The following is a 14463-nucleotide window of genomic DNA, read 5'->3' as shown; positions in this document are numbered from 1 at the left end:
GGCGTGGCGGCTCGCCCTGATGCACGAGCCCGCCGAGGGTGCCTTCGGCGTCTCCCGCGGCGGTGTAGACGACGAGGCCGTGCGCCGCGAGCCCGACGGCTCGGTGATCTCCTCCATGGTCCACGCGGCCGAGCCCGTGGAAGTCGCCGAGATCCAGAACAACGTCAAGGTCATCATCGGCGGAGGCGTCAACGAGCCGCGTGACGTCTTCGGCGTGGGCGCCTGGGCGCTGCTGCAACGCCCCGAGGCGCTGGAGCGGGCGCTGAAGGACCCGGCGTGCTGGAAGCGGGTCTTCGAGGAGACGGCCCGCTGGATCTCACCGATCGGCATGTACCCCCGCCAGCTGACCGAGGACCACGAGATCGCCGGCGTCACCCTGCCCGCCGGCAGCCGCGTCGCCCTCGTCATCGCCTCCGGCAACCGGGACGAGTCGGTCTTCGAGCGGGCCGACGAGTTCGACCTCGACCGCCCGCACCGCCCCCATCTCGCCTTCGGCGGCGGACCCCACTTCTGCATGGGCGCGTGGGTCGCGCGCCACGAGGTCAGCGCGGTCGCCTGGCCCCTCGTCTTCAGCCGTCTGAAGGGACTGCGCCTCGTCGAAGGCGCAGACAACCGCATGGACGGCTGGGTGTTCCGCGGTCTCACCTCGCTGCACGTCACCTGGCAAACCCCCTGAGCCGTCCCCATCGGGAGAACTTCATGCCCACCGTCATCTTCCGGTCGCCCGACGGGACCGAACGCAAGGTCACCGCCGAGTCGGGGACCGTCCTCATGCAGGCGGCCGTCTCCAACGGCGTCGAGGGCATCGTCGCCGAGTGCGGAGGCAACGCCTCCTGCGCCACCTGCCATGTCTACGTTGCCGAGGACCGGTCCGAGCTGGTGGGCCCGCCGGGTGACGTCGAGGACGAGATGCTGGACTTCACCGCCGCCGAACGCCGGCCCACCAGTCGGCTCAGCTGCCAGATCCAGCTTTCCGACGCCCTGGACGGACTGGTCGTCCACGTGCCCGAGGAGCAGGTATGACGAGTCCAGCGGGTGTGGTCGTCGTCGGCGGCGGGCAGGCCGGGTTCAGCGTCGTCTCGATGCTGCGCGCATCCGGCTACAGCGGTCCCGTCACCGTGTTCGCCGCGGAACCCCATCTGCCGTACCAGCGGCCGCCGTTGTCGAAGAAGGCACACACCGAGCCGGACGGCCTGCGCGTCGAACTGGTGCCGGAGTCCTTCTACGGCGAGCGGGACATCGACCTCCGCCTCGGGGACGATGTGGTCGCCCTCGACACCGCCGCCCGTACGGTCCTCACCCGGGCCGGCACCCGTCTTTCCTACGACCACCTGGTGCTGGCGACGGGCGCCAACAACCGCCGGTTGCCCGTCCCCGGCGCCGAGTTGGCCGGTGTCCACGCCCTGCGCCCCCTCGACGACGCCCTGACGATCGGCCGGGCGCTGGAGACCGCCCGTGACGTGGTGGTCGTCGGCGGCGGGTTCATCGGGCTGGAGCTGGCCCGGGTCGCCCTGGCCCGCGGCGCCCGCGTGACCGTCGTGGAACTGGCCGACCGGCTGCTGAGCCGGGCCGTGTCACCGGAGCTGGAACCGCGACTGCGGGAACGGCACGAGCGCGCCGGTGTCCGGGTCCTCACCGGGACTGCCGTACAGGCCCTGGAAGGCGCGGGACGGGTCGACCGGGTCGTCACCTCTCACGGCGTTCTGCCCGCCGACCTCGTGGTCTACCGCATCGGCGCCGTACCCAGGGACGAACTCGCCCGGGAGGCCGGGCTGGAGGTGGCCGACGGCGTGGTCGTGGACGAGCAGTTGCGCTCGGTCACCGACCCGCGGGTCTCCGCCGTCGGCGACTGCGCCCGGCATCCGCATCCGCACGCGGAGGGGCTGGTGCGGCTTGAGTCCGTGCAGAACGCCATCGACCAGGGGGCATTGGTGGGCCGTCGTATCGCGGGGTCACCTGCCGCGTACGAGAGCCTGCCGTGGTTCTGGAGCGACCAGGGCGACGTCAAGTTGCAGATGGCGGGGCTGCGTTCGGCGTCCGACGAAGTTCTGCTGGTGCCGGGCGAATCCCCGGAGCGGCTGGCCGCGTACGCCTTCCGCGCGGGCCGGCTGGTGGCTGTCGAGACGCTGAACTGGCCCGCCGAACACCTGGCCGCCCGGCGGCTGCTGGAGCGGCACACGCCGGTGTCGGCCGCCGACCTGGCGGGGACGACTCTCCGCGCGCTCGCCCGCGCCAGACGCACCGCGGAGGTGAGGGCATGACCAGCATCTTCGGCGCACACCTCGCCGTCAGCGCGGCCGAGGCCGGCCATCGGACCGCTCTCGTCTTCGAGGACCGGACCTGGACCTACGCCGAATTCGACCTAGCGGTACGGCGCACCGTCGCCCGGCTCGACGAGGTCGGGGTGCGCAAGGGCGATCGGGTGGTGATGCAGGGGGCGGCCCGGCCCGAGGCGTTGATCGCGCTGTTCGCGGTGACGCGGATGGGGGCGGTGCTCGTACCGCTGCACCCGCAGGCGACCGAGGGCGAACTCGCCGTCGTGTACGAGGAGACGGGCCCGACGGCCCTGGTCGCCGACGAGACGTTTCCCGCGGGCTCGGGTCTCCGCCTGGCCTGGGAGGAACTGCATCCCGAGGGCGACGACGAACCCGAGGCGGTCGCGCACGCCACCCCGGTCGGCTCCGACATCGCGATCATCGCGTTCACGTCCGGCACCTCCGGCCGTCCCAAGGGCGTCGCACTGACCCACGACAACCTGTACTGGAGCATGGTGGGCGGGCTGGCGCGGCTGCCCTTCGGCGCGGACGACACCGCGCTCGTCTCCACCCCGCTGGCGCATGTCGCCGTACTGGGCGGGCTTCCGCAGTGCACATGGGCGAGGCGCGGCACGGTGATCCTGGCCCCGCGCTTCGAACCGGATCTGTTCGTCGACCTGGTACGCGACCACAAGGTGACCTGCGTCTTCGCCGTACCGGCCATGTCCGCCCTGCTGGCCCGCCACCCCCGGTTCGGCAGCCAGGACCTGGACACCCTGCGGTGGATCCTGTCGGGGGGCTCACCCGCCCAGACCGCCACCCGCGAGCAGTTCCGGGCCCGCGGGGTCGGTGTCGTCAACTCCTACGGCCTGACCGAGACCGCGGCCGGGGTGACGTACTCCGCGCCCGACGAGCGGGCCGACTCCACCGGGTCTCCCGTCCCGCGGGTCGGGTTGAGGGGCGTGGACGCGGCCGGGTCGCCCGCCCAGCCGGGCACCCCCGGCGAGATCTGGGTGCGCGGGCCGTCGGTGGCCACCGACTACTGGACCGCTGCCCGGCCGACGGCCGCGACCGACCGCGAGGGCTGGTTCCACACCGGGGACCGGGGGCTGTTCGACGCGGAGGGCAGGCTCTCGGTGGTCGGGCGGCTCAAGGACACCATCATCACCGGCGGGGAGAACATCGATCCCGCCGAGGTCGAGAACGCGCTCGCCGACTTCCCAGGTGTCGTCGAAGTCGCGGTCTCCGGGGCGCCGGACCCCGTCTGGGGCGAGCTGGTGACCGCCTTCCTGGTCACCGACTCCGGCAACCCCACCTTGGACGACATCCGCGCCCACCTCGACGGCAGGCTCGCCCGGCACAAGTGGCCCCGGCGGCTGTGCGTCGTACCCGCCCTGCCCCGCGGGGCCACCGGAAAGCTGCAGCGCGCACGGCTGACGACGCTGCTGGACAACTGACCCACCCTCCACAACACCCAGAGACCGCGCCACCGTGGCGCCGTCTCCCCCAGCCGTACCCGAAGCCGAACCCGAGGAGACGCCATGAGTGCGACCATGCGAGCCGCGCGGATGCACGCCGTCGGCGAGCCCATGAAGATCGAGGAACTCCCCGTTCCCGAGCCCGGCCCCGGTGACGTCCGCGTGGCCGTCCACGCCGTCAACATCGTTCCGAACCTCGCCAACATCCTGAACATGTGGACCACTTGGTTCCCGCACAGCCCCCTGCCGACCCTGCCGGCCATCTTCGGTCTCGACCCGGCGGGTGTGGTGGAGTCCGTCGGCCCAGGTGTCCAGGCGTTCAAGCCGGGCGACCGGGTGTACGTCAACCCGGGCCGTTCCTGCGGGTCGTGCCGCTCCTGCCGCAACGAAGACTCGATCAACTGCGCCAGCTACGCCTTCGCCGGATACTTCGGCTTCTCACCGACCGCCCTGGACCTGTTGGACCGCTACCAGGGCGGCCTCGCCGAGTACATGGTGGCGCCCGCGTACTCCCTGGTGAAGCTGCCGGACTCGCTGTCCTTCAACGCGGCGGCCCGCTTCGGCTACCTCGGGACGATGTACTCCGCCCTCCGCAAGGCCGGGGCCGGACCGGGCAAGACGATCCTGATCAACGGCATCAGCGGCACCCTCGGTATCGGCGCCGCACTCCTCGCCCCCGCCCTGGGCCTGACCCACGTATATGGCACCGGTCGCGACAGGGGCCTGCTCGACCAGGTCGGCAAGCTCGCCGACGGACGCCTGCGGCTGCACGCCCTGGACGACGGCCCGCTCGACGACTGGGTCCGCGAGGAGACCGACGGCTACGGCGCCGACATCTACATCGACGCGCTCGGTCCGGGTGCCCCGCACGAGACGTTCCTGGCCGGCATGCGGGCGATGGCACGCGGCGGCATCGCGGTGAACATCGGCGCGGTCGCCGGCGACCTGCCCGTCGACATCCACCGGATGATGGACCAGCAGCTGCGGCTGATCGGATCGGCCTGGTTCACCTCCGGCGAGGGCCAGGCCATGGCCGACATGGTGGAGGGCGGTCTGCTGGACCTCGGGCCGCTGGAGCACCAGGTCTTCCCGCTGGAACAGGTCAACGACGCCATCGGCGGCATCGCCCGGCGCAACGGCGGCTTCAGCAACTTCATCATCAGCCCGACCGCCGCCGCGTGACCATCGTCTACCCGGCCGCTGCCGCCTCGTGAACGACCCGGCGGCCTTCCACCAGCGGAGGTCGCCGGTCCTCCCCTGACCGGCGGCCTCTCCTCACCTCGTCACCTCTCGAACCCTGGAGACACCAGATGCACGCCCAGCACGCCCCACGCCCGGCCGACCCTCTGGACCTCGTCGAACTCGACAGCCTGCTGACCCCGGACGAGCGCGCCGTCCGCGATGCCGTCCGCACGTTCTGCGACCGGCGCGTGGAGCCCCACATCGCCGAGTGGTTCGAGCAGGGCGCGATCGAGGACATCCGCGGCCTGACCAAGGAACTCGGCGAACTCGGCCTGCTGGGCATGCACCTGGAGGGCTACGGCTGTGCGGGCATGAGCGCCGTCGACTACGGTCTCGCCTGCCTGGAACTGGAGGCGACCGACTCCGGACTGCGCTCCCTCGTATCGGTCCAGGGCTCGCTGGCCATGTACGCGATCCACGCCTTCGGCTCGGAGGAGCAGAAGGAGGAGTGGCTGCCCCGCCTCGCCGCAGGGACCGCAATCGGCTGCTTCGGCCTCACCGAGCCCGACTCCGGCTCCGACCCGGGCAGCATGCGCACCGCGGCCCGCCGCGACGGCGACGACTGGGTCCTCGACGGGCGCAAGTTGTGGATCACCAACGGCTCGGTGGCCGATGTGGCCGTCGTCTGGGCCCGTACGGACGACGGCGTGCGCGGCTTCGTCGTCCCGACCGACACCCCGGGCTTCTCGGCCCCCGCGATCAAGCACAAGATGTCCCTGAGGGCCTCGGTGACCAGCGAACTCGTGCTGGATTCGGTACGACTGCCCGGATCCGCCGTGTTGCCGGAGGTGCGGGGTCTTCGCGGGCCGCTGTCCTGCCTCAACGAGGCGCGGTACGGCATCGCGTGGGGGGCGATGGGAGCCGCACGGTCGTCCTTCCGGGCGGCGCTGGCCTACGCGGGCGACCGGGTCCAGTTCGGCCGCCCGATCAGCTCCTTCCAGCTGACCCAGGCCAAACTCACCGACATGTCCGTGGAGTTGGCCAAGGGCACGCTGCTCGCCTTCCACCTCGGCCGCATCAAGGACGACCGCGGGCTTCGCCCCGAGCAGGTCAGCTACGGCAAGCTACAACACCCGTTCCGCATTGGAGATCTGCCGCATCGCCCGGACGATCCTCGGCGCCAACGGCATCTCGCTGGAGTATCCGGTGATCCGGCACGCCAACAACCTGGAGTCGATCCTCACGTACGAGGGCACCGTGGAGATGCACACCCTGATGATCGGGCAGGCGCTGACGGGCCAGGCGGCGTTCCGGTGAGCGATGTGCCAGGGCCAGGCATCCGCCGGGTCGGGGTCGTCGGCTGCGGCCTGATGGGCGCGGGCATCGCCGAGGTCTGCGCCCGGGCCGGGCTGGACGTGGTGGTGCACGAGGTGCACGCGGGCGCGGCCGGGGCCGGCCGGTCCCGGATCGCCGCTTCGCTGGAGCGCGGCATACGGCGCGGCAAGCTCTCCGCGACGGAACGCGACGCCGCCCTCGACCGGGTGCGGGTCACCACGGACCTGACGGAACTGGCCGACCGTGACCTGGTGGTGGAGGCGGCGACGGAGGACGAGAAGGTCAAGGTCGAGCTGTTCGCCGAGCTGGACCGGATCGTCACCCGCGAGGACGCGCTGCTCGCGTCGAACACCTCCTCCCTCCCCATCATGAAACTGGGCATGGCCACCGCACGCCCGCATCAGGTGATCGGCGTCCACTTCTTCAACCCCGTGCCGGTGCTGGAGCTCGTGGAGATCGTTCCCTCACTGCTGACAGCCCCTCAGGCACAATCCCGTGCAGAGGGCTTCGTCACGGAGGTGCTGGGTAAGAAGGTCATCCGTGCCCAGGACCGGGCCGGGTTCGTGGTGAACGCCCTGCTGGTGCCCTACCTGCTCTGCGCGATCCGGATGCTGGAGTCCGGCCACGCCTGCGCGGAGGACATCGACACCGGCATGGTCCTCGGCTGCGCCCACCCCATGGGCCCGCTGAGCCTGGCCGACCTGATCGGCCTGGACACCCTCACCGCCATCGCCGAGGCGATGTACGCGGACTTCAAGGACCCGCAGCACGCCCCGCCTCCTCTGCTGCTGCGCATGGTGGAGGCAGGTCTGCTCGGCCGGAAGTCCGGGCGCGGCTTCCACGACTACTCCGAGAAGACCAACTGACCCCATGGCGCAGGAAGTACGCGGCGAGGCCTTCTACGCGCGCGATCTGGCCGGCACGGTCGTGCTGGTGGGTGTGCCAACGCCGGAGATGAAGCTGGAGCTGCCGCTGCTGGACCTGTTCGGCCGGGGCGGGGCGCTGAAGTCGTCCTGGTACGGCGATTGCCTACCTAGCCGGGACTTCCCGATGCTGATCAACCTGTATCTGCAAGGGCGCCTTCCATTGGACAGGTTCGTGGGCCGCACCGAAACCTACACGACCAGGTCTTGGACACCTCACAGCTCGAAGAACGGGCACCGGGCCAAGCGTCCCCCCCTCCGGTGGGGCAGAGGGGGGACGGAAACGGGCCGTCAGCCCTGGGTGCCGTCCTGGTTGACGGGGTTCAGGCCGAGCACGCCCTTCGGGTCGGAGGGGTTCACGCCCTTGACGTCGCCGACGTAGAGGTTGATGCGGGCCTTGTAGCGGTCGAGGGCGGTGCGGTCGCTCATGAACTCGCCGAGACCGAGCGGGTTCATGTTCTGGTAGTCGAAGATGCCCTTGCGGCCCGCCGGCGCGGCGACGTCGGTGCGGGCGCTCCAGGTGCCGATGGAGTCGCGTTGGGCTTCCTTGGACAGCAGCCAGCTCAGGTAGAGCTTGGCGGCGGCCTTGTGCGGGGCGTTCTTGAGGATGGCACCGGTCTGCGGCCAGGCGACCCACGGCGACTTCTTCGGCAGGGTGGTCTCGGCGACGCCAGGGGCGCCTCCGGATGTGCCGAAGCTCGCCACGTAGTCACCGGAGCCGACCAGGTCGGCGGAGTCCTGGGTGCCGCGGACGAACTTCGGGTTCTGGGCGAGCAGCTTCTTCAGGTAGTCGAAACCGTACTTGTCGGTGAGCTGCTTGAAGTAGTAGAGGACGGCGTCGTCGTCGTTCGGGTAGGTGAAGACGAGCTTGTTCTTGAACTCGGGCTTGAGGAAGTCCTTGGCCTCGACGGGCGCGTCGTCGCCGAGCTTCGTGGCCGTGACGTTGGAGAAGGCGAAGAAGAACAGGCCGGTGTAGTAGCCGTCCTTGTCCTTGATCTGGTCGAAGACCTTGTTCCAGCCGACCGGCTTGTACTTCTGCAGCACTCCTTCCTTCTTCCAGCGCGGGAAGTCGTCGACGGTCTGGAGGTGGACCACGTCGGCCACCACGTGGTGCTCGGCGATCTGGTTGTCGACGCGGGCGTCGTGGTTCTTGCTGAAGTCGACGACGATGTCGACCTTCATCTTGGGGAACTTCTTGACGAACGCGTCCTTGAGGTAGTCCGCCTGGCCCGGCTTGTCACCGCCGGCGTAGACGACCAGGCGGCCGCCCTCGGCCACGGCCTCCTTGTACAGCTTCCGCAGCTGGTCTTCTTCACCTGTGTGCCTGGGGGCGGGCTTCGGGGAAGGGATGGCGGCGGCGACGGTGGCACCGGTCGCGGCCAGGACGCTCAGGATGGCGGCGACGGCCCATGCCCTGCGGGAGGACTTCACACTCGGCTCCTTCATGGTGGGGCAGGAAGGGGAAACTTGATGCTTCAAGCATCTGTCTTCACTCTAGGATCGGTATTGCAAATCTGCAAGAAAGTGCCATGAGTGCCTGGGTTCTCACGCTGAGTCAGGAAGGGAGGTGTGGGAGTTCGGCAGGCTGGGCGCTGCCTCTGAATGAAGGTCAGCGGCGCCAAGGGAGGTCAGCGGGGAAGACCGGGCGGTCCGAGCCCGTGAGGCCGGCGAGGATGATCTCGCACGCTTCACCGAAGGCCCGCGCCTGCTCGGGCGTCAGCCGGTCGAAGACGGCAGCCCGGACGGTGGCGACGTGGCTGGGAGCGGCCTGCTCAAGGGCGGTCAGCCCCTCGTCCGTCAGCACGGCGAGCTGGGCCCGCCCGTCCCCCGGCGCGTCCTCGCGGCGCACCCAGCCGCGCTCCTCCATGCGGCTGACGGTGTAGGAGAGCCGCGTCCGGGCGATCTTCAGCTGTTCGGCGAGGTCTGTCATGCGCAGCCGTCGCTCGGGGGCCTCCGAGAGGAACACCATCACCGAGTAGTGCAGGTGGCTGAGGTCGGCCTGGTGCCGCAGCTGCTGGTCGAGAGCGTCCTCCAGAACCAGACTGAGGTCACGGTAGGCGCGCCAGGCGCGCTGCTCCTCGGGGGAGAGCCAACGGGGTTCCATGGACCGCACTCTAGTGAGAGCTCCTTCGAGGGCCGTCCCTCCGGCGGGGTTCCGGGGGGTCTGACGGCGCCGGCATTCAGGTGGTCATCCGTGTGGGGATCAAAGACCGCGCGGGGCGGCGGCTTCGGTCTCGCCGGCCTCACCGAACGCGTCACCGCACTCCGCACCGAACGCGTCACCGCACTTCGCTGCGAACTGTGCACCGGCCCCTGCCCCCGCCGGCCAGGTGGCACCCTCCCCACGCATACGGCATGACGACCACCGCCGACGGTCGGACCGCTCTGGCTGCTACTGCCAGACGTACCAACGGCAGTGGTACTTACCTGAGTCGTCCCAAAAATCTGTGCTCGTTGTATCGCGCCGCGTGCCGCACAGTGGATGCCGTGCCGCACCGGAGGCCCAGGTGAGGCGGTTGTCGATCGTGTTCAACGCCCGGCCGCCGCACTCTTTCTGGGCCAAGGGCCCGCCTCATCCGCCGCGGCGTGAACCGTGTCCCCGGACGCCGGCCCGACCGGCACCGCCGGGCACGCAGAGCACGACGCCACCCGGGCGGGACTGCTCACCCGCAGCAGTCGTCCACGCTCCGACCAAGGAGATCCCCCCATTGTCCCGCCGGTTCCCCTTCGTCCTCGGCAGCCACCGCAGCAGCAACGGGAACACCGAGTTGCTCGCGCGCCGGGCCACCGCACGCCTGCCCGCCGACATCGAGCAGCAGTGGGGTGATCGTCTCCCCCGTGTACCGCTACTCGCTGCCCTCCCCCACCAAGCGCTACTGGGACCACTGGGCGTCCTGGAGGTACATCCGCGGTCTCGACTTCCGGGCGGCCACGGCCGGACGCACCCTGCGGGGCGTCACCGCCTCCGCGGGTGACCTGCCCTGGCGCGCCCAACCGCTCGTCAGCACCATCAACAAGGGGTCGCTTTCATGGCCATGAACTTTGGTGGCGTCCTTCACGGCAACGGCACCGCCCCGGGCGACGTCCTGAAGGACACGGAGGCGCCGGCGCGCACGCGAAGACGTTCTTCGCCCAGGACGCGCCGCCCGCCCGGTGCCCGGGCGGCTGCACACGGCCCCAGTCCGACATGGAATCCGCCGCATGACCGCCTTGCGGCGCTCCCACGCCACTACCCGCATGTGCGCTGTCACGTCCCCCTGAAAGAGGCCGTGATGTCTCGTACTCACTCCGATTCGTGCACATGACGGTGGCCGGCACCGCCATCCGTCTTCCGTCGACCGAGAGAGTGGTCATGTCCACCGAATCCCCCGAGTCAACTGTTTCTCCCCCCGAGGGATCTGCGTCCGAGGGATCTGCGTCCGCCCCGTCCCGGCGGACGTTCATCGCCACCACCGCCGTCGGCGGTGCTGTCGTGGCGGGCGGTCTGGTCGCGGGGCCGTCCGTGTTCGGCGCCGAGCCCGCGAACGCCGCCGAAGCGCCGCCCGGCAGCCGCGTGTCCCTGACCATCAACGGCAGCCGGCACACCGTCACCGTCGACAACCGGACCTCTCTGCTGGATCTGCTGCGCGAACACCTGGGACTGACCGGCTCGAAGAAGGGCTGCAACGCCGGTGCCTGCGGCGCCTGCACCGTCCTGGTCGACGGCCGCCGGGTCAACTCCTGCCTGACGCTGGCGGTCCGGCTGGACAGCGCTGAGGTCACCACCATCGAGGGTCTGGCGAAGGGCGACCGACTGCACCCGCTGCAGCAGGCGTTCATCGACCAGGACGCCTTCCAGTGCGGCTACTGCACCTCCGGCCAGATCATGTCCGGCGTCGGCTGTATCAAGGAGGGCCACACCGGCTCGCCGGAGGAGATCCGGGAGTTCATGAGCGGGAACATCTGCCGCTGCGGCTGCTACGTGAAGATCGTGCGGGCGGTCGAGCAGACCGCGCACGGGAAATGAGGCCCGGTCCCCCATGTATCCCTTTTCCTACACCAAAGCCGCCGACACCCGGCAGGCCCTCACCGCCGGCCGTAACGGCGGCCGTTACATCGCCGGTGGCACCACACTCGTCGACCTGATGCGCGAGACCGTCGAACGCCCCCGCACGCTGGTCGACATCAGCGCCCTGCCGCTGCGCGAGATCACGGTCGCCAAGCGCGGGGCGCTGCGCATCGGCGCGCTCGTGCGGATGGCCGATGTCGCCGCCCATCGGGGAGTACGCGCCCTGTATCCGGTCATCTCCGAGGCGCTGGAGCTGAGCGCGTCGGCTCAGCTGCGGAACATGGCGACCATCGGCGGCAACATCATGCAGCGCACCCGCTGCACGTACTTCCGCGACGTGAACGCCGACTGCAACAAGCGCGAGCCGGGTTCGGGCTGCGCGGCCCTGCACGGCGTCAACCGCACCCATGCGATCCTCGGCACGTCCGACGACTGCGTGGCCACCCATCCCTCCGACGTGGCCGTGGCCTTCGCCGCCCTGGAGGCGACCGTGGTCCTGCTGGGGCCGGACGGCGAGCGGACCGTGCCCTTCGCGAACTTCCTGCTCAAGCCGGGCAGCACACCCAACCGCGAACAGGCCCTCCGTCGGGGTGAGTTGATCACCGCGGTTGAGATTCCGGCCCTTCCGCGTCCGCTGAGGTCGGGCTACCTGAAGGTGCGCGACCGGCAGTCCTACGAGTTCGCCCTCACCTCGGCGGCCGTCGCTCTGCACATCAGCGGCGGAGTGATCCGCCAGGCCAGGGTGGCCGCCGGAGGCGTGGGCACCGTGCCGTGGAAGCTGCCCGCCGTCGAGCGGGAACTCATCGGCAAGCAACCGTCGGACACCCTGTGGGCCACGGCCGCCGAGCGGGCTGCGGACGGGGCCCGGCCCCTGCAGCACAACCGTTTCAAGGTCGAGTTGCTCAAACGGACCGTCGAGCGCCAACTGCGCATCGTAGGAGGTGGCAAGTGAGCCGGCAGCCCCAGGCAGCCGTCGGAGCGCCGCTGTCCCGGGTGGACGGGCGGCTGAAGGTCACCGGCCAGGCCAAGTACGCCGCCGACCACGACATCGACGGAGCCGTCCACGCGGTCATCGTCGACAGCAGCATCGGCCGCGGACGGATCACCGGCATCGACACCCGCGCCGCCGACGCCCAACCCGGCGTCCTGGGCGTCATCAGCCACCTCGACAAACCCACACTGGCCTACCGCGACAACCCCGGTGCCTGGTTGGACCCCTTCGTCGGCGAACGGCTGCACGTCTTCCAGGACGACAAGGTCCGCTTCCTGGGGCAGCCCGTCGCCGTGGTCGTCGCCCACACCCTGGAGGCCGCCCAGCACGCCGCGGACCTGGTGAAGGTCTCCTACGACGCCGAGCAGCCATCGACCGACATGGCGGCACCCGGAGTCCAGGAGAACGACCCCCTGCCGCCGCAGAACTACGCGCGAGGCAACCCCGAAGACGCACTGGCGTCGGCGGAGGTCCAACTGGAGGGCACCTACCGGCTCACCCGTAACCACCACAACGCGCTGGAGCCGCACGCCACCGTCGCCCGCTGGGACGGCGACAAGCTCACCGTGTGGGACAAGACCCAGTGGGTGGTGGGCGCGCGGGACGAACTCGCCGCCGTGTTCGGCATGTCGGCGGAGAACGTGCGCGTCATCTCGCCGTTCGTCGGCGGCGCGTTCGGCAACGCGCTGCGTACCTGGCCGCACACCACCATCGCCGCCCTCGCCGCCCGCCAGATCCGCCGCCCGGTCAAACTGGTCCTGACCCGCGAGCAGCTGTACTACGGGGTGGGCTACCGGCCCGCCTACGAGTACGGGCTGCGTCTGGGCAGCACCCGAGGCGGACGCCTGACCGCGGCGGTCCACCGGATACGGGCCGAGACGTCCTCGTACGAGCACTTCGCCGAGGGCGTGATGAACCCGGGGCAGCTGCTCTACGCCACGCCCCACGTCCGCCAGGCGTTTCGGACCGTGCCGCTGGACGTGAACACACCGACGTTCATGCGGGGCCCCGGCTGGTCCAGCGCCGCCTTCGCCATCGAGTCGGCCATGGACGAACTCGCCCACAAGACCGGCGTCGACCCGGTCGAGCTGCGGCTGCGCAACGAACCGCAGGAGGACCCTGTCAACGGGCTGCCCTGGTCCACCCGGCGCCTGAGCGAGTGCCTGCGGACCGGAGCCCGCGAGTTCGGCTGGCACCGGCGCAACCCCAAGCCCCGCTCCCGGCGGGACGGCGACTGGCTGATCGGCATGGGCATGGCCAGCGGCATCTACGACACCCTGCGCATGCGGTCCGAGGCACGGGTCAGGCTGGACGCCGACGGCACGGCCCTGGTTCAGGCGTCGACCAGCGACATGGGCCCCGGCACCTACACCTCCATGACCCAGCTCGCCGCCGACGCCCTCGGCCTGACCATGCGCACGGTCCGCTTCGAACTCGGCGACTCCACCTTCCCGGCGGCCCCGCCGCACGGCGGATCGCAGACCATGGCCGGCGTCGGCTCCGCCGTCCAGGACGGCTGCGACAAGCTGCGACAGGAGGCGATCAAACTCGCCGTCGAGGACGAGCGGTCACCGCTGCACGGCGTCGACGCCGACGACATCGTGGTCCGCGGCGGCCGGCTGCACGTCGAGGGCACCCCCGCGCGCGGGGAGACCTACCGGCAACTGCTGGCCCGCAACAGCCGTACGCACCTGGAGACGCGCGGGACGTTCACCCCGAGCGGCGACGACCGGTACTCCATGAACGCCTACAGCGCGGTGTTCGCCGAGGTGGCCGTCGACCGGCGGCTGGGTCTGGTGCGGATGCGGCGCATGCTGGGCGTCTACGACGTCGGGCGGATCATCAGCCCCAAGCTGGCCGACAGCCAGGCCCTCGGCGCCATGGTGGGAGGCGTCGGGCAGGCCCTGCTGGAGCACACGGTCACCGACCACCGCGACGGCCGGATCGTCAACGCCAACCTCGCCGACTACCTCGTGCCCGTCAACGCCGACATCCCCGACATCAAGGCGATCTATCTGGACGGGGAGGACCTCCACGCCGACCCCATCGGCGTCAAGGGCCTCGGCGAGATCGTGAAGGTCGGGGTCGCGCCGGCCATCGCGAACGCGGTCTTCAACGCCACCGGCCGTCGCGTCCGCGACCTGCCCATCACCGCCGAAGCCCTCCTCTGAACCCCGGGCGGCCGGGGCCCTCTCCCTCCCCCGGGGGAGCCCCGGGACCGACCCGGTCGGCCCGCCGCCGCGGCCATTCC

General features: G+C 70.5%; 11 protein-coding genes and 3 pseudogenes. 12 read left to right on the top strand and 2 right to left on the bottom strand.

What is annotated here, in order from left to right; translation table 11 throughout:
* The first annotated feature begins 19 nt into the window (after window positions 1–19).
* The 8 genes and pseudogenes from IO24_RS0113800 to IO24_RS46340 all read left to right on the top strand — a co-directional run.
* Entirely contained in the window at window positions 20–676 is a 657-nt protein-coding gene (locus tag IO24_RS0113800) for a cytochrome P450 (protein ID WP_051905900.1), read from the top strand.
* A gap of 23 nt (window positions 677–699) precedes the next feature.
* Entirely contained in the window at window positions 700–1023 is a 324-nt protein-coding gene (locus tag IO24_RS0113795) for a 2Fe-2S iron-sulfur cluster-binding protein (RefSeq protein WP_031135482.1), read from the top strand.
* Complete coding sequence (locus IO24_RS0113790; protein ID WP_031135479.1) at window positions 1020–2261, top strand: NAD(P)/FAD-dependent oxidoreductase; 1242 nt, start codon at window positions 1020–1022, stop codon at window positions 2259–2261. The genes IO24_RS0113795 and IO24_RS0113790 overlap by 4 nt, the downstream gene beginning before the upstream one ends.
* Window positions 2258–3712: a class I adenylate-forming enzyme family protein gene (locus IO24_RS40645; protein ID WP_037667829.1), complete on the top strand. Its 1455-nt coding sequence runs from the start codon at window positions 2258–2260 to the stop codon at window positions 3710–3712. The genes IO24_RS0113790 and IO24_RS40645 overlap by 4 nt, the downstream gene beginning before the upstream one ends.
* An 84-nt stretch (window positions 3713–3796) precedes the next feature.
* Window positions 3797–4915: an alcohol dehydrogenase catalytic domain-containing protein gene (locus IO24_RS0113780; RefSeq protein ID WP_031135475.1), complete on the top strand. Its 1119-nt coding sequence runs from the start codon at window positions 3797–3799 to the stop codon at window positions 4913–4915.
* A gap of 128 nt (window positions 4916–5043) precedes the next feature.
* Window positions 5044–6232 (top strand): annotated as a pseudogene (locus IO24_RS40640) (acyl-CoA dehydrogenase family protein).
* Window positions 6229–7116, top strand: a complete 888-nt coding sequence (locus IO24_RS0113770) for a 3-hydroxybutyryl-CoA dehydrogenase (RefSeq protein ID WP_031135473.1) — start codon at window positions 6229–6231, stop codon at window positions 7114–7116. Before IO24_RS40640 ends, IO24_RS0113770 begins: the two are co-directional and overlap by 4 nt.
* Window positions 7117–7129: 13 nt before the next feature.
* Window positions 7130–7360 (top strand): annotated as a pseudogene (locus IO24_RS46340) (S-(hydroxymethyl)mycothiol dehydrogenase); the annotation flags it as partial.
* Window positions 7361–7464: 104 nt separating this feature from the next.
* Here IO24_RS46340 and IO24_RS0113765 read toward each other — a convergent pair.
* A complete protein-coding gene (locus tag IO24_RS0113765; protein WP_031135472.1) occupies window positions 7465–8604 on the bottom strand; it encodes an ABC transporter substrate-binding protein in 1140 nt (379 codons plus the stop codon).
* 178 nt (window positions 8605–8782) lie between these two features.
* Window positions 8783–9277, bottom strand: a complete 495-nt coding sequence (locus tag IO24_RS0113760; RefSeq protein WP_031135470.1) for a MarR family winged helix-turn-helix transcriptional regulator — start codon at window positions 9275–9277, stop codon at window positions 8783–8785.
* A 604-nt stretch (window positions 9278–9881) separates the two neighbouring features.
* On the opposite strand from IO24_RS0113760, the pseudogene IO24_RS46335 reads away from it, so the two are divergent.
* The 4 genes and pseudogenes from IO24_RS46335 (at window position 9882) to IO24_RS0113740 (ending at window position 14383) form a co-directional block, all read left to right on the top strand.
* Window positions 9882–10378, top strand: a pseudogene (locus IO24_RS46335) (flavodoxin).
* A 147-nt stretch (window positions 10379–10525) separates the two neighbouring features.
* On the top strand, window positions 10526–11179 hold the full coding sequence (locus IO24_RS0113750) for a (2Fe-2S)-binding protein (protein ID WP_031135468.1): 654 nt from the start codon (window positions 10526–10528) through the stop codon (window positions 11177–11179).
* 13 nt (window positions 11180–11192) lie between these two features.
* Window positions 11193–12173 carry an FAD binding domain-containing protein gene (locus tag IO24_RS0113745; protein WP_031135466.1) on the top strand — a complete coding sequence of 327 codons (981 nt, stop codon included), beginning with the start codon at window positions 11193–11195 and terminating at the stop codon, window positions 12171–12173.
* Window positions 12170–14383, top strand: coding sequence for a xanthine dehydrogenase family protein molybdopterin-binding subunit (locus IO24_RS0113740; protein WP_031135464.1), 2214 nt, complete (start codon window positions 12170–12172; stop codon window positions 14381–14383). The genes IO24_RS0113745 and IO24_RS0113740 overlap by 4 nt, the downstream gene beginning before the upstream one ends.
* Window positions 14384–14463 lie beyond the last annotated feature (80 nt).

Source organism: Streptomyces flavovariabilis, assembly GCF_000725785.1.
Lineage (GTDB): Bacteria > Actinomycetota > Actinomycetes > Streptomycetales > Streptomycetaceae > Streptomyces > Streptomyces hawaiiensis.
This window is presented reverse-complemented; position numbering and strand designations above follow the sequence as displayed.

What these genes read in the sequence shown, in the direction of transcription:
- IO24_RS0113800 (WP_051905900.1), top strand. Translation starts at nt 20, where the DNA reads ATGCACGAGCCCGCCGAGGGTGCCTTCGGCGTCTCCCGCGGCGGTGTA.
- IO24_RS0113795 (WP_031135482.1), top strand. Translation starts at nt 700, where the DNA reads ATGCCCACCGTCATCTTCCGGTCGCCCGACGGGACCGAACGCAAGGTC.
- IO24_RS0113790 (WP_031135479.1), top strand. Translation starts at nt 1,020, where the DNA reads ATGACGAGTCCAGCGGGTGTGGTCGTCGTCGGCGGCGGGCAGGCCGGG.
- IO24_RS40645 (WP_037667829.1), top strand. Translation starts at nt 2,258, where the DNA reads ATGACCAGCATCTTCGGCGCACACCTCGCCGTCAGCGCGGCCGAGGCC.
- IO24_RS0113780 (WP_031135475.1), top strand. Translation starts at nt 3,797, where the DNA reads ATGAGTGCGACCATGCGAGCCGCGCGGATGCACGCCGTCGGCGAGCCC.
- IO24_RS0113760 (WP_031135470.1), bottom strand. Translation starts at nt 9,277, where the DNA reads ATGGAACCCCGTTGGCTCTCCCCCGAGGAGCAGCGCGCCTGGCGCGCC.
- IO24_RS0113750 (WP_031135468.1), top strand. Translation starts at nt 10,526, where the DNA reads ATGTCCACCGAATCCCCCGAGTCAACTGTTTCTCCCCCCGAGGGATCT.
- IO24_RS0113745 (WP_031135466.1), top strand. Translation starts at nt 11,193, where the DNA reads ATGTATCCCTTTTCCTACACCAAAGCCGCCGACACCCGGCAGGCCCTC.